Genomic DNA, 18,081 nt, shown 5'->3' with positions numbered 1-18,081 from the left:
CTTCCTTCCGATCGTGGGGTCAGGACCGGTCCGCCGCGAACACGGCGGCGGAGAAGGTGAAGCCCATGCCGGTTCCGATCACGAGCACCCGTGCGCCGGGTGCCAACAGGTCTTCCCTGAGCAGGTGGTCGAGCGCGTAGATCTGGTCGGCCGCGCCGAGATGGCCGATGGTCAGCCCGAGTTCGTGCAGGTCGTGGCGCGGGGTGATACCGAGCGGCCGGACGAAGCTCTCCCGGTGAAGCGTGCTGCCGACGAACGGGGTGACGAACCAGTCGATCCGGTCCTGGTCCAGTTCCGCGTCGGCCAGCGCACGGGCCACCACGCTGCGGGTGCGATCCGCCGACCGCGTCTGCACGTCCCGGATGGAAATCTCGCCCCGGGCCAGGAATTGCCGAGTGCGGTGCCGGATGTCGCCGTGTCCGGAAGGCGCGGTACGAAACGGCTCGTCACCGCGCGAGAGCCCCTCCAGGACCGTGTCGGTCTCCGAGACGAGCGAGACCAGCCGCAGCCGACCGCCGCCTCGGGCGAGCACGGCCGCCGCGGCGCCGTCGCCGAACACGATGCCCGGGGAGGTGTGCCAGCGATCGGTCGGCGGCGCGAACCGGTCCCCCAGTGTGATCAGCGCGGACGGCAGCGCGGGGCGCGACGCGAGCATCGCCGCCGCGATGTCGATGCTGGCCAGCGAGCCGTTGGACCACGCGGAGACGGTCGTGGGTATCCCGTCGACGCGCGGACCCAGCAGTTCCTTGGCGATCCAGCACGCGGCGGGCCACATGTCGATGCCCTGGAAGTGCCCGTGGCTGTGCAGGTACAGGCTGCCCGGATCGACCACGGTGCCGTACTCCCGGGCGTCCTTGATCGCCTGACGCCCCGCGATCACGGCCATCTCCGGCGGCGCGAGCCGGGCCTGGGCGACGCTGACCATGCCGGTGCTCTCGGCGGCCTCGGCCTCGTAGTGGCCGGCCGCGACGGCGTCCGAAACGGGGGTCCGCTCACCGAGGGTGCCGCCGGTGCCGGTGATCCAGATGTCATCGAAGCGCATGGCTCGGACTCCCTTCCGGGATCAGGGCGACCGGCAGGTCGCGCAGGTGGTGCCCACCGGAGGTGATCCGCGCGGTGCCACCGACGCCGATCAGGATGTGGTGTGCGGCGCGGACCAGGACCCGGCCGACGGCCGAGTCGATCGCGCCCGCGAGGTGCGGCACGCTGGTGCGGTAGCCGACCTCGAACACGGCCTCGCAGCCGTCTTCGGTGTCGGTGCACGTCCACGCGCCGCCGAACTGTTGGAAGTCGCCGTCCACCTGCTCGAACTCGATCCGGTACGGCTGCCGCTCACCACTCGCGTCCCGGGTGCGCTGCGCCCACCGGGCGGTACCGCCGCGGAAGGCGAGCGTCCAGTGCCGCAGGTCGTCGCCGGCGTCCTGGACCGAGACGATCTCGGCGGCCCAGTCCGGGAAGGCCCGGTCGTCGCGGAGTCGTTCGATCGCGGTCGCCGCCGAGCACGGCAGTGCGGCCTTGAGGGTGCGGGAAGTCATCGGGTTCCTCCGAGTCGGGGCGTCGGGCGAACGATGCTGACGCCCTGCAGATGCGTGGTGCGCAACATGGGATGGCTGGCCTCGCCGAAGGCGCCGCCGGTGAGGCCGGTGCCGCCCGAGTTGGGCAGGAACGGGAGGAAGTTGCCGTGCGAGTCGTTGATCTTCAGGTTGCCGCCGTTGGTGACACCGGACAGGAACCGCTCGATGTGCTCCGGGCCGGTCGACCAGAACGAGTTCCGCAGGCCGTAGGCGTTGCTGTTGACGAATGCCAGGATCTCCTCGAACAGTCGCTCGTCCGAGTCGCCGGGCTCGGGCACGATGATCGGCAGCAGCGGGAAGAACGTCTCGTCCCGGACCACCGACAAGGAGCGGGCGTCGCCGAGTCCGGCCACCCGCACGATCGTCGGTTCGATGAAGAAGCCGGTGTCCGACGGAGTGCCGTCCACCTCCAGGCGACGGCCGCCGTGCACCAGGGTCGCGCCGCCCATGAGGGCCTCGGTCAGGCAACCGAAGAACCAGTCGGCACCGAGCACGGGGGTGAGCACCACGCCGGGCTCGTCGGGATAGCCCGGGTGGATCTTGCCGGTCGCCACGATCAGTCGCGCGATCAACTCGTCCGCGATCGCGGGGTGCGCGATCACCTGGTTGGGCACGTTGCAGATCTGACCGGAGTTCAGGAAGAACTGGGTCATGGTCTCCACCGCGGCGTCCAGGTCGGCGTCGGACCACACCACGCAGCAGTCGTTGCCCGCGAGTTCGAGGATCGGCTTCTTGCCCGCGGCGATGCAGTCCCGCTCGAAGGCCAGGCCCTGCTTGCTGCCGCCGTAGTAGACGATGTCGTTCACGTGTTCGCTGGCCAGCCAGGTGTCGACGGCCGGCGGGCCGCAGTAGGCGTTCAGCGTGCCGGCGGGCGCTCCGACCGCCTCCAGCACCGGCGCCACCACCTCACGCATGGCGTACATGCAACTGAGCGCGACGCCGCGCGGTGCGCGGACCACGACGGTGTTGCCCGCCAGCAGCGCGGTGATCGCGGACAACGCGTTCACCGTCGCCGCGTTCTGCGGCGGGTTGACGCACACCACACCGTCGGCCACGCGTCGCAGGATCATCTCGCGCTCGCCGTCGTGACGACGGAACTCCAACTGCTCGGCGCACCATTCGAGCGTCTCGGGGCTCCACCCGGTGAGCGGGATCCCGTCGATCATCGCCTCGGCCCCCGAACGGGGCTGCCCCTCGGCGACCAGGATCTCCACCAGTGGTTCCCGGTGCTCGCCCAGCCGCCGCGCGATCGCCCGCCCGATCTCCATCCGGGTGGCGAGCGGCGTACGCCCCCACTCCGGCGCGGCACCGGCGGCCGCCTCGAGTGCCGCAGCGATCATGCCTTCGTCGGCGACCGCACACGCTCCCGCGAGCCGATCACCCGCGCTCTCCCGATCGACCTCGCCGAGGTCGAGATCACGCTTCAACCGCAGACTGGGAAAGGTGTCCTCGATAACGGCGCGAGCGGTGACGGTGTGCACATACTCCCCGCCTTCGCCGCCCATGTCCCGGCCGCCGATGTAGGCGGGATAGACCCTGATGGTCACGATTCTCCCTTTCGAGCGAAGGATGTGGATACCAGCAAAAACGCTACGCAGGTAACACACCCGGAACAACGCACCCGCGATAAGACTTCGTTCTCACCCCGCGAACCAACAAGCCAAGCAGCCCGGCCGGCGCTTGAGGCCACTCAGTCCGGCCGGCGCTTGAGGCCACCCAGCCCGTGCGGCGCCTGAGCACACCCAGCCCGGCCGGCGCTTGAGGCCACCCAGCCCGTGCGGCGCCTGAGCACAACCAGCCCGGCCGGCACATGAGGCCACCCCACCTACCGGGGCTCCGCCCCCGAACCGCACCACCGCCCCTCCGCCTTCGCGACCGCGATCCGCGCCAACCCCGCAGACCGCATCCGCCCGCGCTCGATCAACTTCTCCGCCCGCAGGCAATTGATCCTCGACCACCCGCTCCGCGCCCGGCGCGGGGTGTACCGCTGCGCCCACCACCCCTCCGGCGTACCGCCGGAGAACGCCTTGCCGTCGATCCACCCGTAACACAGCGCCACGTCCAACGCCTGTCCTCGGGTCACCGACGGCGTCTCCGTGCCCTTCTTCGCCAACGCCACCCACACCCCGTCCGAGTCGGCGTGGTTCGCCTCCATCCAGGCGTCGAATTCCTCGGCCGAGGCGAAGTACAGGGTCTCCTCACCCTCGTTGCCGGTCATGTGCGCACCTTTCCCTCCGCCAGATCACCCAACAACTCACCCAGAATCTCGGCCCCGTGATCGGTCAGCACCGAAGCCGGATGGAACTGCACCGAGGCGAACCCGGGCCCGCGCAGCCCATGCACCTCGCCACTGCCCGGGTCGCGAAACACCTCGACCGCGCCGTCCCGCGCCGCGCACCGGATCGAATCGCTCGGGCTCAACGCCGCGAACGTGTTGTAGAACCCGACCCGTTCGGCCCGCCCGAAGCAGTCCACGGTCCGTTGGGTGCCCTGATTCGGCAGCGGATTGCGCACGATGTCCAGCCCGAGCATCGTGCTCAGCACCTGGTGGGCCAGACACACCGACAGGAATGGCGTGTCCGCCGCCAGCAGCGTGCGGGTCACCTCCCGGATCCGGGCGATCTTGGGATGCGCGTGATCCCGCGGATCCCCGGGGCCCGGGCCCACGATGACCAGGTCGTACTCGTCCAGCCGATAGTCCTCGTCGAACCGCCGCACGGTCACCACCAGCCCTTGCGCGGCCAGCAGGTGTCGCCCCATCGAGGTGAAGGTGTCCTCGGCGTCGATCACCAGCACGGTACGACCCGCCAACCTCGGCTCGGGCCGGGTGCGTTCCCCCGGCCCGGCGAACCAGAAGCCCGCCAGCGGCAGGTTCCGCGCCGCCAACGCCCGTCGTACGTCAGGGTGTTCGCTCAGATCGGCGCCGGTCCCAGCCGGCCGGCCGACCGCGCCGCCCACCGGGCCGCGCAACGCCTCCAGCAGGCCGGCCGCCTTGGCCCGGGTCTCCGCCGCCTCCGAGACCGGATCCGAATCACGCACCAGCGTCGCGCCGACCGCGATCCGCAACCGGCCCGCCGGATCGACATCCGCCGTACGGATCAGGATCGCCGAGTCCATCGCCCGACCCCCGTGCGCGTCCCGCCCGATCAGCGCGACCACGCCCGCGTAGTAGCCGCGCCCGGCCGGTTCGTGTCGCGCGATCACCCGGCACGCGCTCTCCAACGGGCCGCCGGTGACCGTCGGCGCGAACATCGTCTCGCGCAACATGTCCCGCACGTCCAGCGAACTGCGGCCCTCGATCAGGTATTCGGTATGGGCCAGCCGCGCCATCCGTTTCAACCGCGGTCCCACCACACGACCACCGAGGTCGCACACCCGGCCCATCATCTTGAGTTCCTCGTCGAGCACCATGTACAGCTCGCCGGCCTCCTTCTCGTCGGCGAGGAAGTCCAGCACCTCGCCCAGATCCGGTCCGCCGTCCGGATAGCGATACGTGCCACTGATCGGATTCATCACCACCGTGCCCGCGTCCAGACTGATGTGCCGCTCCGGCGAGGCGCCGACGAACGTACGGCCCGAGGTGTGGATCACGAACGTCCAGTACGAGCCCGGGTCGCGTCCCAGCAACCGACGGAAGAAGGCCAACGCGGTATGCGGTGACCAGTTGCCGATCTCGGCCCGGAACGAGCGCTTGATCACGAAGTTGGCGCCGGTGCCGCGCCCGATCTCCTCCGCGAGCACCGTGCGCACCGTGTCCGCGTATTGCTCGTCGTCGGCGTCGAAGCCGCCCCGGCCCAGCTCGATCGGCCCGTCCGGCAGCCGATCCAGGATCTCTGCGACGGGCACCGCGTCCTGGTCCAGGACGGTCATCGCCAGCAGCGGTGCGCCGTCGTCGGGAAAGTCGTAGCCCCGCTCCCCGATCTGCCGATACGGCAGCACGGCCAGCGTCTCGTGCCGCCCGCTGCCGCCGGCCGGCGGCAGCGGGATGTCCGCGATCCGGCCCGGCTCGGTGATCCGCCCGAGCAGTACGTCGATCCGCTCGGGCCCGGCCGCGCCCGGCCGGTGCAACAGCGCGAACGGCGGCGGGTCCGGGGCCAGGACCCGATCCAGGACGGACGGGCCGCGCGGCGGCCCGGTCATCGCTTCGCTCCGCCCGACGTCGTCGACATCGTCAACGCGACCCGGGTGGACACCGTCACCGAGCACCGGGACGCCAGGTAGTCCAGCGCCAACCGGTGGTACTCCGGCGAGAAGTCGGCCACCGCGTCGGCCACCACGAAGGTCTCGATGTCGTGCGAGAAGGCCTCGTGCGCGGTCATCAGGATGCCCACGTGCGCGTAGACGCCGCAGATCACCAGTTGATCCCGGCCGTGCGCGCGCAGCAGGTCGAGCAGGCCGGTGCGGAAGAACGCGCTGGGCCGCCATTTGGTGAACACGGTGTCCGCCGCGTTCGGCGCGATCCGGTCCGGGATCATCCGTTGCCCGGGCTCGGCGGTCATCCCCGGGCCCCAGAAGTCCTTGAGCAGGCCGCGCTGTTCGTCGCTCATCCCGCCGGGTTGCGCGGTGTACGCGACCGGCGCGCCGGATTCGGCGAACCGGGCCCGCAATGCCGCGACGTTGTCCATCAGGTCGGCCATCGGCGCCCGGTCCGCGTCGAAGGGCCGCATGAAGTAGTGCTGCAGATCGTGGATCAGCAACACCGCGCGCGCGGGATCGATCGTCCAGGAGGCGACGTTGCGCGGCAGCTCGTCCTCGGTCGGCATGGGGTAGGACGCGATCGCCGGGATCGCCATGATGCCTCCGTTCTCGTGCGGTGGGGGATGCTCGACGGGGCGCGCGCTCAGTTGCCCAGCGCCGCGCCGCCGTCGACCGTGAGCTGGTGGAGCGTGATGTGCGCGGCGCGGTCGGAGAGCAGGAACAGCACGGCGTCCGCGACGTCCTGCGGTCTGGCCAGTCGGCCGAGCGGAATGCCGACCCGGAAGGTGGCCGCGGTGCCCTCGATGGAGGCCGCGCGCGCGTCGCCGTCCGCCCACAACGAGGTGAGCATCGGAGTGTCGGTGGAGCCCGGGGCCACCACGTTGCACCGGATGCCGTGCCCGGCCAGTTCCAGGCCGAGCGACTTGGTGAAGCCGGCCGCCGCCGCCTTGGACGCCGCGTACGCCGCCATGTCCCAGCGCGGGGTGCCCGCCGCGTTGGAGGCCACCGTGACGATCGCGCCGCTCGCGCGCGGGATCATCCGGCGGGCCACCGCGCGGCACACGTGGAAGACACCGGTCGTGTTGACCGCGAAGGTCTGCTCCCAGTCCTGATCGGACAGTTCGACCGCGGCACCGGTGCGCAGCACTCCCGCCGCGTTGACCAGGTAGCCGATCGGCCCCAGTTCGTCCTCGATTCGAGCCACCACCGCGTCCACGTCCGCGCTCGATCGCACGTCGGCGGTGTATCCGCGCACGCGGTGTCCGGCCTCGGCGAGTTCCTTGACCGGCGGGCCGAGCGCCTCGGCGTTCGCGTCGAGGGCCGCGACCGCGATCCCCTCGGCGGCCAGCGCGCGCGTCACCGCGCCGCCGATGCCACCTGCCGCCCCGGTGACCAGGGCCGTCGTGTCCCGCATCGGGCACACCTCATTTCCCGTGTCGTCGCGATTTCCGGGGTCCTCCGGTGAGCGCGGCCACCACGTCCGGGTCGATGCCCAGGCAGCGCACCGAGAACGAGCCGAGCGCCGCCAGGTACTGCGCCTCCAGGTCGGCCTCGTCGACGCCGGTGGCCCGGCCGCCCTCGACCAGGACCCGGCCCGCGACCACGACGGTGTCCACGTCGGTGGATCCGCCGAGTGCGAGGAAGGCCTCCAGGGGGCGCGGGTTGAGCAGGTAGCGCCAGTCGTCGGTCGGGATCAGTTGCAGGTCCGCCTGCTTGCCCGCCTCGATGCTGCCGATCTCCGCGGCCCAGTCCAGACCTCGGGCGGGCAGCCGGGTGGCCATCGCCAGCGCGTCGGTGGGCAACACCTCGGTGGGATCGGCGTACATCTCGTTGTACATCTGCCAGCAGGCCCGCATGGCCTCGGCCATGCCGCCGATCGGCAGCGAGGCACCGTCCGTGGACAGCGAGACGTCCAGACCCGCGCGCCGGAACCGGGGCATCGCCCGGGTCTCGGTCAGCGCGGACTCCCCCGCCGGACCGTACTTCGCCGGCGAGTGGCTGATGTGCGCGTTCGCCTCGATCAGCAGCTTGCTCTCGTCCTCGTCCGCGAACGCGCAGTGCACCGCCATGAACCGGTCGGACAGCAGCCCGAGTTCGGCGAACCGGCGGACCGGGGTGTTGCCGTGATAGGCCAGCATCACCGCCGACTCGTTGCGCAGCGCACCCACGTGCGTGCCGAACGGGACGTCGTAGCGGTCCACCAACTCGGCCAACCCGGCGCCGAGTTCGTCGCTCATGTTGGTGCCGTAGACCGCGGTCGGCCAGGCCCGGACCAGCCCGTCGGGATCGGCCGCGACCTCGCGCAGCACATCCTCGATCCGGCGCAGTTCGTCGTCCGCGTCCCGGGTGCGACGAAACCGTGTCTCCCCCGCCGCGCACACCGCGTCGCTCGCCCACGTGCTGACCACGCAGCGCATGCCCAGGTCCCGTGCGGCCCGGATCAGCGCCTGGGGCCGGTTGAACGAGCCGACGTCGCCGAGGGTGGTCGTACCCGACCGCAACTGGGTCCACATCGAGTAGCGCGCGATGGCCGACGCCTCGTCCGGGGTGAGCAGTTCGAGCTGATCGTGGAAGACGTCGAAGGCGGTAGAGATCTGCCGGATGTCGCCGCCCAGGGCCATGAACGCGGGCTTGTCGTCCCGATCGGCGGGCGGCCGCAGGGCCCCCTTGAACGGGAACCGCAGCGCGAACATCTCGTGCCAGTGCGCGTTCACGAAGCCGGGCAGGATCATCTTCCCGCGCGCGTCGATCGTGCGCAGGTCCGCCCGCAGCGCCGGTGTCAACCCGGCCTCCACGTCTGCGGTGGTCCCGACCGCGGCGATCCGGCCGGCCTCGACCAGGACCGAACCGTCCGGGATCACCCGCGCGCCGGTGTCTCCCGGATACACGCAGCCGCCGCGGATCAACAGCGCGCTCATCGCTCCGCCCCCGGCTGCCGCTTCGCCCCGGCCTCGGCGAACCGCTCGGTCCACGCATCGATGGTCGGTTCGGCGGCCAGGTCGCGGAATTCGACCGCCAGGCCCTGCCGTCGCCACCGGGTGACCAGGCGCATCATCTCCAGCGAACCCAGGCCGAGCAGCACGAGGTTGGCATCCCCGGCGATCTCGCCGGGCGGGGTGCCGATCATCGCCGAGACGCTCGCGCGCAGATCGGCCGGGGTCGGCGGGGCGGGAGCGGGGCCGGCGGTCCCGGTCGCACCGCTGGTGCCCGTAGCGCCCGTAGTGCCCGTAGTGCCGTTAGTGCCTGCGGTGCCGGTCATACCGTTGGCGCCGGTGGTACTGGTGCCGGTAGTGCCGTCCATGTCCGGTTCACCCTTCCCGGTGTTCGGAGACGCTTGCGGCCGGTCCCCATTTCCGGCTCAGTGCAGGGTCGTTCGCCGCGGCCGTGAGGACCTTCTTGTCCACCTTGCCGAGCGCGGTCAGCGGGAAGGCGTCGACGTGTTCCATCCGGTCGGGCAGCTTGTACTCGGCCAGCCCGCGCTCGTGCAGGGCCCGCTTGAGGTCGGCCAGGGTCGGCGGTTCGCCCCGACAGATCACGAACGCGTGGATGCGCTCGCCGAGGAACTCGTCCGCGACCGGGACCACCGCGGCGGCGTCGACCGAGGCGCAGCTCAGCAGGTGGCCCTCCACCTCGCCGGCGGCGATCTTGTCGCCGCCGCGGATCACCACGTCCTTGAGCCGCCCCTCGATCACCAGGTGCCCGGCCGGGGTCAGTCGGGCCAGGTCGCCGGTGCGGTAGAAGCCGTCCGAGGTGAAGGCGCGCCCGTTGTGCTCGTCGGCGCGGTAGTAGCCGCGCAGCGTGTACGGGCCGCGGGTGAGCAGTTCGCCGACCGTGCCGAGCGGAACGTCCGCGTCCCGCTCGTCCACCACGCGCACCTCGTCCGCCGGCGAGATCGGGCGGCCCTGCGTGGTCAGGACCGCCTCGGCGGCGTCGTCGGCGCGGGTCATCGCGAGCAGGCCCTCGGCCATCCCGAACACCTGCTGCAATCGGCACCCGAAGCCCGGTTCGATCCGGGCGGCCAGTTCGACCGGCAGCTTGGCGCCGCCGATCTGGATCAGCCGCAGGCTCGACAGGTCCGCCGCGCCCCACTCCAGGGCCTCCAGCCACAGCCGGGCCACGGTGGGCACCACCGAGGTGAGGGTGACCCGCTCGCGCTCGACCGCACGGAAACAATCGTCGGCGGAGGGATCCTCGGCCAACACGACCGTGCCGCCGGCCGCGAGCGTGCCGAGCACACCGGGGCAGCCCCAGGTGAAGTTGAACTCCACCGGCAGCGCGGCCAGGTACACATCGTCCGGGCCGACCTCGCACACCTCGGCCGCCGTCCGGATCTGGTAGGCGTAGTCGTCGTGCGTGCGCGGAATCAGCTTGGGCAGCGCGGTGGTTCCGCCGGAGAGCAGGAAGAATGCCACGTCCGCGGGGTCGTTCGCGGGCAGCGGGAGCGGATCCGCGTCCACGCTCGCCACTTCGAACACCGAGGCACCGGCTCCGGGCGGCTTGTCGCCGTGCACGAACACCGCGCGCAGGCTCGGGATTTCGTCGAGCATGCGGAGCGCGAGACCGGCATGGTCGAAGCCCCGGTGACGATCGGGCACCACGTACGCCGACGCCCCGGACGACTCGCACAGGTGCCGGATCTCGTTGGCCCGGTGCGACGCGAGCGAGAACACCGGCTTGACGCCGACCCGGAACAGCGCGAACGCGACGATCACGAATTCGGCGACGTTGGGCAACTGGAGCACGACCCGCTCGCCGGGCCGCAGGCCCAGCCGGTGGAAGCCGGCCGCCATCCGGTCGATCCGGTCGGCCAGGTCGCGGTAGGAGAGCCCGGGTCCGCCGCCGACCAGGGCGGTGCGGTCGCCGTGCGCGTGGGCCCAGGCCCGGGGCAGGCCGCCGAGGTCGACGCCGAGCCACAGCCCTTCGCGCCGATAGCGGGCGGCGACCTCCGCCGGCCACGGTACACATCCGTCCGGCATCGGTCAGCCCTCCTTCGCGGGCTCGTACGGGGCGACGATCTCCAGCACCGCGCAGTCGGTCTCCATGCCCGGCCCGGCGCACAACAGCAGCACGTGGTCGCCGGGGACCACCTCGCCGCGGGTCCACACGTGTTCGAGGCCGATGAACGGGTCCGCCGCACCGGCGTGCCCGAGCGTGCGGGTGAGCTCCCAGGTGCCGCGCGTGTCGTCGATGCCCAGCGGGTCGAGGTAGATGCTCTCCAACGCGCCCCGGGTGTAGCCGGAGTGGCAGATCCGGGCCACCTTGTCCAGCGCCAGGCCGGCCTCGGCCAGCGTGCGCTCGACCGTGTCGGCCACCACGTCACCGAAGTGCCCCATCGGCGGTGCCACCCCCTTGGCCCACTGCTCGCGCCAATAGGCGCTGCGTTCCTCGAAGTTGAGCGAGCGGCCGATGGTGATGCCGGGCGGGAAGCGCTTCTCGCCGCCTCGGTGCAGTTCCTCCATCGACGGATTCGACACCGCCCCGAAGGCCAGCACTCGGGCGAAGCCGGCCCGCCGGGACACCACCGCGGCCGCGCCGCCGTCCGCGAGCAGGAACAGCTTCGACGCCCGCCACCGATCCACCATCGGGGTACCGAAGTTGTCTCCGCAGGTCAGCAGCACCGCGTCGTGGTCCGGGTTGCCGAGCAGCCGGTACGCGGCGCTCTCCAACGCGGCCAGCGAACCCAGACAACCCGGCCCCACCTGGACCGCGGTGATCGGCCGGTCCAGCGTGTTGCGCAGCACGTAGTGCGGCGCCGACCAGCCGTCCGGGCCCTGGTGGTGGGTGGCGGTGTGCAGCAGCGCGCCGAAGTCGTCCGGATCGTGGCCCGACCGGCGCAGCGCGACCTCGGCCGCCCGCACCGCCATGTCCGGCCCGGGCAGGTCCCCGGCGACCATCACCGACTCCATGCCGGACGCCTCGCGGTCCGCCGGGTCGTACCAGGACGCGCCGACCGCGAACGCGGTGCTCACCGCGTCGGGTCGATACGAGCCCACGCCCGCGACGAATACGTCCTCGTGGAACCTCATCACGCGTCCTCCTCCCGCGCGGGCACCAGGTAGCGCGCCACGCTCTCCAACTTCTCGCAGGTCTCCTCGAACTCCCGTTCCGGCGTCGAGTGGCCGACGATGCCGGCGCCCGCGCGCAGCCAGGTGTGCCCGTCCTTGCGGTAGGCGCTGCGCAGCACCAGGGCCGCGTCCAGTTCGCCGGTGTGGTCCACCGTGAGCACCGCGCCGCTGTACAGACCGCGCGCGCCGGGCTCGTGGCGGCGGATCGAGGTGTAGGCGGCGTCCTTGGGCACGCCGGACGCGGTCACCGCCGGGAAGACGGCGGCGAAGGCGTCCCAGATGCCGGCGCCCGGGGCCAGTTGCCCGGACACCCGGGACGCCAGGTGCTGCACGCTGCCGCGCTCGCGCACGGTCATGAACTCGGGCACCGACACGCTGCCCTCCACACACACGTCCTCGAGTTCGTCGGTCCCGGTCTTGACCGAGATCGCGTGCTCGTAGACCTCCTTCGCGGAGGCCAGCAGGTCCGCGCGCAGGCTCTCGTTGACGAGCAGGTCGGGGGTCAGCGCGCGGGTACCGGCCAGCGGTTGGCTGACCACGGTGCCCGCCGCGGACACCTTGACCACGATCTCCGGGCTGAAGCCGATCGCCTCGATGCCGCCGAGGTCGAGCAGGAACGAGCGGGCCGGGTTGTTGCTCCGCCGGCCGGTCACGTAGGTGGCGATCAGGTCGATGTCCTCGTCCACGTCGACCACCCGGGAGAGGATCACCTTGTGCAGGTCGCCGTGGTTGATCTCGTCCACCGCGAGCTTGACCGCCTCGCGGTACTCGAACTCGCCCCGGCCGTGCACGTCCAGCGGTCGGGCCGGCTCGGCGGACCCCGCGACCGGTGTGCCGATCGTGGTCATCAGGGCGCTCAGTGTCTGCTGGTCGACCGCGCGCAACAGCGCGTGCCCCTCCTCCAGTCGGACCTCGGCGCGCGGCACCACCAGGTGCAGCAGCCGCTCGTCGCCGACGTGCGTGAGGTCGCCGTCCTTGGCGTAGGACAGTTCGAAGGCCGCCCAGCCGTACGCGCGCCACTCGGGCACCGGCACGGTGTCCAGGAGTCGGGACACCAGGTCCAGCGGCCGGTCGTCCCAGGGCAGCACGGTGTCCGGCTCGTGCTCGCGGCTCAGCCTGGCACCGTGCCGGTCCAGCGTGAGTTCGGCCCGTACCCCGCCCGCGTACGACCACGTGCCGCCGTTCTCGTAGACCACGTAGGACGCGTGCAGGCCGGAGCCGGCCAGTCGGGCCGCGACGAGCAGCGGCTCCTCGGCGAGCGGGATCTGCGTCTCGAAGTAGTGCAGCCACCTGGTGGGACTCATCTGCGGGCGTCCTCTCGTTGCGGTCGGGACTGCGCGTCGACGACCGCGACGCGCACGGCCGCGGGCGGGGCGGCGGCGGGGGCGCGGCGGGCCGGAGTCGGACCGATGCCTTCGGTTACCGTCAACGACGATACGGAGGTAACCGGGTGGGAACCACAAGCCCGTGATAAGGGGTTCTTCTCGAAACGCGAAGTCGGCGCATCCCGTTGGGGATACGCCGACTCGCGGTGTTCGACCACTGCCCGGACGAGGCGGGCGCTCGACCGCGCGCCGCTACCGCGGCGTCAGGTCGTCGTCCTCCTCGATCGGGGCCGGTACCGCCTTGGGGCCGAACAGTCGGCGCAGCACGGGCTCGGCGTAGCGCGCCGTGAAGGGGCCGGCGACCACCAGGATCAGGACGTACGCGGCGGCGAACGGTCCCATCCGCGGCTCGACGCCCGAGGTGGCCGCCAGGCCGGCGATCACGATGGAGAACTCGCCGCGCGCGACCAGCGCACCGCCCGCCCGGTATCGGCCGGGTTTGGCGATGCCCGCCCGGGCGGCGGCCCAGTAGCCGGTGGCGATCTTGGTCAGCGCGGTGATCAGGGCCAGGGCGGCGGCGGGCAGCAGGACGCCCGGCAGCGCGCCGGGGTCGGTGGACAGGCCGAAGAACACGAAGAAGACGGCCGCGAACAGGTCGCGCAGCGGCGCGAGCAGGGTCTGCGCGTGTTCGGCGACGTCGCCGGAGATCGCGATGCCGACCAGGAAGGCGCCGACGGCGGCGGACACTTGCAGCTTGTCCGCGATGCCGGCGACCAACAGGGTCAGGCCGAGCACGCCGAGCAGCAGGAACTCCGGCTCCTCGCTGGAGAGCGCCTTGGAGATCCGGCCGCCGTGCCGAAGCGCGAGGAAGAGCACGATGCTGATCGTGCCCAGCGCGATGGCCACGGTGAGCGAGCCGCCGAGCAGTCCGACGCCGGCCAGCAGCGCGGTGAGGATGGGCAGGTAGAGCGCCATCGCGAGGTCCTCGATGACCAGGACGGACAGCACAACCGGGGTCTCCCGGTTGCCCAGGTGGCCCAGGTCGCCGAGTACCTTCGCGATCACCCCGGACGAGGAGATCCAGGTGACGCCGGCCAGCGCGAGCGCGGCGGTGGGCCCCCAGCCGAGCAGCAGGCCGGCCACGAAGCCGGGTACCGCGTTGAGCAGCGCGTCGATCGCTCCGGCGGGCGCGGCGGCGCGCAGGTTGGTGACCAGTTCGCCGGCCGTGTATTCCAGGCCCAGCAGCAGCAGGAGCAGGACGACGCCGATCTCGGCGCCGATCTCGATGAAGTCGTCGCTCTGCGAGAGGTCGAGCACGCCGCCGTGGCCGAAGGCGAGGCCGCCGAGCAGGTAGAAGGGGATGGGCGACATCCCCATCCGGGTCGCGACCCGGCCGAGGATGGACAGGCCCAGGATGATGGCGCCGAGTTCGATGAGCAGTGTTGCCGGGTGCATGGGTGGGCTGTGCTCGCGGTGTTCGAAGGGGCAGGACGGTCTGCGGCTCGAACCGCGGGTTGAGGGGGGTCCGCGGGCGGGTGGGTCAGTCCTCGGCGAGCAGTTCCGCGAGCGCGACGGCCTCGGCGCGGGTCAGCCGCACGCCCGGGCCGCACGCGTCGGGGTCGTCGACGTTGTAGAAGGCGATCCGACGCACGCCGTCCCGGCCGGCGACCACGGAGATGGCCCGGCCCGCGACGGTGGACAGGGTGTACTGCGTACCGATGCCCGGGAGGGGGGTTTCGCTGATCGGGACCTGGCCGCCCATGAGGTTCTCCTGTTCGAACGAGGGCCTTCAGATTAGGTGCAACCGGGGGATGGTCGGTCTTCTTCCTGGGGTGTCGATACGGCTTCGACCCGGGTTCGATCCGGTTTGTCGTGGGCGTCGTGGGCGGATTTCGTCGCATGCCTCCGCCCGGACGACCCCTGCGGGCGATGGGCCGGCGCCGGCGGGGTATTCGGGAAGTGACGTCGCCGCCGCGACGTGTCCGGACTCGTCCGGACCCCACCTCGCCAGGAGGTTGCCGTGACCGATCCGTGGCCGGACCCGTTGCCCCCGGTTCCGCCGACACCCAGCCCACACCCGCTGCCGGAACCCGGCCCCGACCCGCTGCCGCCGGACCCGGGCAGGCCACCGTCGCCGGACGAGCCGGAACCCGAACCGCAACCGGCACCGATGCGCTGATCCGGGCCGGACCCGGTCGGGCCGTCGCATCCGGGGTCGTGCGCGGCGCGCGCCGAACGACACGGGGCGTAGGCCCGACGCGCACACGCCGACTACCGCGCGGTCCGGCCGGGCCGGCACGCTGAGTACATGGACGAGCAGCTTCCCGTTCCCGCACCCCGCACCGGCGATCTCGTCATCCGTGTCGGCGGCGCCCGCTGGCCGTCGCCCGCCGAGATCCGCGCCGAGTTGCCCGAGGACGCGCGTGCCGAGTTCGAGCGCGAGTTCGCCGGCGCGCTCGACCACGCCCATGGCACCGGACAACTCGCCGCCCTGGCCGATGTCCTCGCCGGTTGGCAGCGCCATCTCATCCTCCGGCGCACCGGCGACTACGAACGGGTCCTCGAACGGTCCGCCCGACTGCACGCGGGCGAGGAGCTGGAAACCGTGCCCGCCGCCGAAACCAGGCGCGCATGAGCTACCTGGTGGTGTACGACGCGCCCGCCGCGCGCCAGAAGGCAACCCTGCCCAGTGGCGCGATCGGCGCGCTCAACGCCCTGGAAAGTGCGCTGGAGCGCGCCCCCTGGGCGGTCGGCAGCCGAATGCACAGCGGCCTCAAGACCATGCGCGAGGCCGCGTTCGGCGCCTTCGGCTTCATCACGTTCGTCATCGAGGACAGCCGCGTCCGGGTCACCGTGATGAACGTGGTCTGGACCGGCTGACGGACCGGCCGAACCGGCGATTCGCGGGCGACCGTCGCGACACCCGACCCTCACCGCGGGCCGAGTGACGCGACGCCTCACGGCGCCCGGTGACCCCGCGTCAGCGAATCGGCACGTCCGCCAACGTCCGCGCGATGACCAGTCGCTGGATCTCGCTGGTGCCCTCGAAGATCGTGTAGATCGCGCTGTCCCGGTGCATGCGCTCGACCGGGTACTCGCGGGTGTACCCGTTGCCGCCGAGGATCTGCATCGCGGCGGAGGTCACCCACTTGGCGGTCTCACCGGCGTACAGCTTGGACATCGAGCCCTCGGCCGCGGTGAACGGCTGGTTCGTCGCCGCCATCCACGAGGCCCGCCAGGTGAGCAGTCGGGCCGCGTCGATCCGGGTGCGCATGTCGGCGATGGTGAACGCGACGCCCTGGTTGTCGATGATCGGCCGGCCGAACTGCTCGCGGACCTGCGCGTATTCCAGGGCCACCTCGTAGGCGGCGCGCGCGATGCCCACCGCCTGGGCGGCCACCGCCGGGCGGGACGACTCGAAGGTGGCCATCGCCGCGTTCGAGCGCCCGGACGTACCGGCCCTGGCCCGCGCGATCCGCTCGTCCAGCTTCTCCTTGCCGCCGAGCAGGCAGTCGCCGGGGACGCGGACGTTGTCCAGCACCACCTCGGCGGTGTGCGACGCGCGGATCCCGTGCTTCTTGAACTTCTGGCCCTGGGACAGGCCCGGCGTGTTCGGCGGGATCACGAAGCTCGCCTGACCGCGCGAGCCCAGCGCGGGGTCGGTGGTGGCGACCACGACGTGCACATGCGCGATGCCGCCGTTGGTGGCCCAGGTCTTGACCCCGTTGAGGATCCAGTCGCCGGTGGCCTCGTCGTGGGTGGCGCGGGTGCGCATCGAGGAGACGTCGGAGCCGGCGTTGGGCTCGGAGGAGCAGAACGCGGCGACCCGGATGTCGTCCGCGGTGCCGAACAGTTCCGGCGCCCACGTGATGATCTGCTCCTGGGTGCCGTTGGCCACCAGTCCGGCCGCGGCGAGCGCGGTGCCGGTCAGCGCCAGGCCCAACCCGGCGTCGCCCCAGAAGAGTTCCTCCATGATCAGCGGCATGCTCAGCCCGGTGGGGTCGAAGGCCTGGGTGGTGAAGAAGTCGAGGGAGTACAGTCCGACCTTGGCGGCTTCCTGGATGATCGGCCAGGGGGTCTCCTCGCGCTCGTCCCACTCGGCGGCGGCCGGGCGCATGGTGTCGGCGGCGAAGGTGTGCACCCAGTCGCGGATGGTGGTCTGGTCCTCGTTCAGGGCGAGGTTGAAGGCGGTCATGGGTGGCGGGCCCCCGGGCATCGTCGAAATTGTTACCGGCTGGTAGCTTGAGTGTGTCGTCGCCACCCGAGAGCGTCAAGAGGCCCGGGAACACCGGCCGATCGGGGTTTGTGACCGCCTCGCGCGGCGATCTCCGACGCCTGGCGCCATCGCTTCGGACGACCCGTCAGATCCCGGGTCGATAGCGCATCGGGTGCTCGTCCGGAACCTGCACCACGCAGATCCGCACACCGTCCGGATCGGCGATCCACATCTCGTCCAACCCCCATGCCTCGCGGCGCGGCTCACGCAGCACGCCGGCGCCCTTGCCCAGGAGCTCCTTGTGGGTGGCGGCCAGATCCCGTACCTGGAGCCACAGTCGCAGATCCTCGGACCCCGGTCCGACCGCGGACGCGGTGCCGGAGACCTCCAGGAAGCCTCCGCCGAGGAAGAACACGGTCCCGCGATGGATTCCGGTCCCGAACTCGCGGGCGATCGCGAGGCCGAGCACGTCGCGGTAGAAGACCAGCGAGCGTTCGAGATCGGTGGGGCGCAGCAGGATGCGGCCGGAGAGTACGTCCATGCCCTCAGCTTCGCCCCGGGCCACCGATTCCGAACCCTCACCGAGCGGGCACGTCACCCCGGCGGAACACCTGGAGGCGACCGTCCCGGCGGACCGCCTCGGCCCGCCACGTCGGCCCGTCACCCGAACACCGGCGCCGGCGCACCCGACACCACCGCGCCGG

At 71.6% G+C, this 18,081-nt stretch carries 18 protein-coding genes; 2 read left to right on the top strand and 16 right to left on the bottom strand.

The window, feature by feature from the left end; translation table 11 throughout:
• Positions 1-19: 19 nt before the first annotated feature.
• The 14 genes from ACWCPW_RS37780 to ACWCPW_RS37715 form a co-directional block, all read right to left on the bottom strand.
• The gene (locus tag ACWCPW_RS37780) at positions 20-1,042 is read right to left on the bottom strand and encodes a ketoacyl-ACP synthase III family protein (RefSeq protein ID WP_449766104.1); all 1,023 of its coding nucleotides are present in this window, start codon (positions 1,040-1,042) and stop codon (positions 20-22) included.
• Positions 1,029-1,535 carry an SRPBCC family protein gene (locus tag ACWCPW_RS37775; protein WP_449766103.1) on the bottom strand — a complete coding sequence of 169 codons (507 nt, stop codon included), beginning with the start codon at positions 1,533-1,535 and terminating at the stop codon, positions 1,029-1,031. Before ACWCPW_RS37775 ends, ACWCPW_RS37780 begins: the two co-directional genes overlap by 14 nt.
• Positions 1,532-3,121 (bottom strand): aldehyde dehydrogenase family protein, encoded by a 1,590-nt coding sequence (locus ACWCPW_RS37770; protein ID WP_449766102.1) that lies wholly within the window; start codon positions 3,119-3,121, stop codon positions 1,532-1,534. The genes ACWCPW_RS37775 and ACWCPW_RS37770 overlap by 4 nt, the downstream gene beginning before the upstream one ends.
• A gap of 278 nt (positions 3,122-3,399) precedes the next feature.
• Positions 3,400-3,792 carry a YdeI/OmpD-associated family protein gene (locus ACWCPW_RS37765; RefSeq protein WP_449766101.1) on the bottom strand — a complete coding sequence of 131 codons (393 nt, stop codon included), beginning with the start codon at positions 3,790-3,792 and terminating at the stop codon, positions 3,400-3,402.
• Entirely contained in the window at positions 3,789-5,714 is a 1,926-nt protein-coding gene (locus tag ACWCPW_RS37760) for an anthranilate synthase family protein (RefSeq protein ID WP_449766100.1), read from the bottom strand. Before ACWCPW_RS37760 ends, ACWCPW_RS37765 begins: the two co-directional genes overlap by 4 nt.
• On the bottom strand, positions 5,711-6,367 hold the full coding sequence (locus tag ACWCPW_RS37755) for an isochorismatase family protein (protein WP_449766099.1): 657 nt from the start codon (positions 6,365-6,367) through the stop codon (positions 5,711-5,713). Before ACWCPW_RS37755 ends, ACWCPW_RS37760 begins: the two co-directional genes overlap by 4 nt.
• Positions 6,368-6,414: 47 nt before the next feature.
• On the bottom strand, positions 6,415-7,185 hold the full coding sequence (locus tag ACWCPW_RS37750) for a 2,3-dihydro-2,3-dihydroxybenzoate dehydrogenase (RefSeq protein WP_449766098.1): 771 nt from the start codon (positions 7,183-7,185) through the stop codon (positions 6,415-6,417).
• A gap of 10 nt (positions 7,186-7,195) precedes the next feature.
• Entirely contained in the window at positions 7,196-8,689 is a 1,494-nt protein-coding gene (locus ACWCPW_RS37745) for an amidohydrolase family protein (protein WP_449766097.1), read from the bottom strand.
• Positions 8,686-9,030 (bottom strand): phosphopantetheine-binding protein, encoded by a 345-nt coding sequence (locus ACWCPW_RS37740; protein WP_449766156.1) that lies wholly within the window; start codon positions 9,028-9,030, stop codon positions 8,686-8,688. The genes ACWCPW_RS37745 and ACWCPW_RS37740 overlap by 4 nt, the downstream gene beginning before the upstream one ends.
• Before the next feature lie 49 nt (positions 9,031-9,079).
• Entirely contained in the window at positions 9,080-10,747 is a 1,668-nt protein-coding gene (locus ACWCPW_RS37735) for a (2,3-dihydroxybenzoyl)adenylate synthase (RefSeq protein ID WP_449766096.1), read from the bottom strand.
• 3 nt (positions 10,748-10,750) lie between these two features.
• Positions 10,751-11,797: a ketoacyl-ACP synthase III family protein gene (locus tag ACWCPW_RS37730; protein ID WP_449766095.1), complete on the bottom strand. Its 1,047-nt coding sequence runs from the start codon at positions 11,795-11,797 to the stop codon at positions 10,751-10,753.
• On the bottom strand, positions 11,797-13,140 hold the full coding sequence (locus ACWCPW_RS37725; protein ID WP_449766094.1) for a salicylate synthase: 1,344 nt from the start codon (positions 13,138-13,140) through the stop codon (positions 11,797-11,799). The genes ACWCPW_RS37730 and ACWCPW_RS37725 overlap by 1 nt, the downstream gene beginning before the upstream one ends.
• Before the next feature lie 273 nt (positions 13,141-13,413).
• Positions 13,414-14,616 carry a cation:proton antiporter gene (locus ACWCPW_RS37720; protein WP_449766093.1) on the bottom strand — a complete coding sequence of 401 codons (1,203 nt, stop codon included), beginning with the start codon at positions 14,614-14,616 and terminating at the stop codon, positions 13,414-13,416.
• An 85-nt stretch (positions 14,617-14,701) separates the two neighbouring features.
• Positions 14,702-14,923 carry a hypothetical protein gene (locus tag ACWCPW_RS37715; protein WP_020555717.1) on the bottom strand — a complete coding sequence of 74 codons (222 nt, stop codon included), beginning with the start codon at positions 14,921-14,923 and terminating at the stop codon, positions 14,702-14,704.
• Positions 14,924-15,469: 546 nt separating this feature from the next.
• Here ACWCPW_RS37715 and ACWCPW_RS37710 point away from each other — a divergent pair.
• Both ACWCPW_RS37710 and ACWCPW_RS37705 read left to right on the top strand, forming a co-directional pair.
• Complete coding sequence (locus tag ACWCPW_RS37710; protein WP_406299834.1) at positions 15,470-15,796, top strand: DUF6247 family protein; 327 nt, start codon at positions 15,470-15,472, stop codon at positions 15,794-15,796.
• Positions 15,793-16,041, top strand: a complete 249-nt coding sequence (locus tag ACWCPW_RS37705; protein ID WP_449766092.1) for a hypothetical protein — start codon at positions 15,793-15,795, stop codon at positions 16,039-16,041. The genes ACWCPW_RS37710 and ACWCPW_RS37705 overlap by 4 nt, the downstream gene beginning before the upstream one ends.
• A gap of 100 nt (positions 16,042-16,141) precedes the next feature.
• Here ACWCPW_RS37705 and ACWCPW_RS37700 read toward each other — a convergent pair whose 3' ends face one another.
• Both ACWCPW_RS37700 and ACWCPW_RS37695 read right to left on the bottom strand, forming a co-directional pair.
• Positions 16,142-17,356: an acyl-CoA dehydrogenase family protein gene (locus ACWCPW_RS37700; protein ID WP_449766091.1), complete on the bottom strand. Its 1,215-nt coding sequence runs from the start codon at positions 17,354-17,356 to the stop codon at positions 16,142-16,144.
• A 166-nt stretch (positions 17,357-17,522) separates the two neighbouring features.
• Positions 17,523-17,918 carry a VOC family protein gene (locus tag ACWCPW_RS37695; protein ID WP_449766090.1) on the bottom strand — a complete coding sequence of 132 codons (396 nt, stop codon included), beginning with the start codon at positions 17,916-17,918 and terminating at the stop codon, positions 17,523-17,525.
• Between the last annotated feature and the right edge of the window lie 163 nt (positions 17,919-18,081).

This window comes from Embleya sp. NPDC001921 (genome assembly GCF_053594475.1).
Note: the sequence above shows the minus strand (reverse complement) of the source record. Positions and strands in the feature narration are given on the sequence as shown.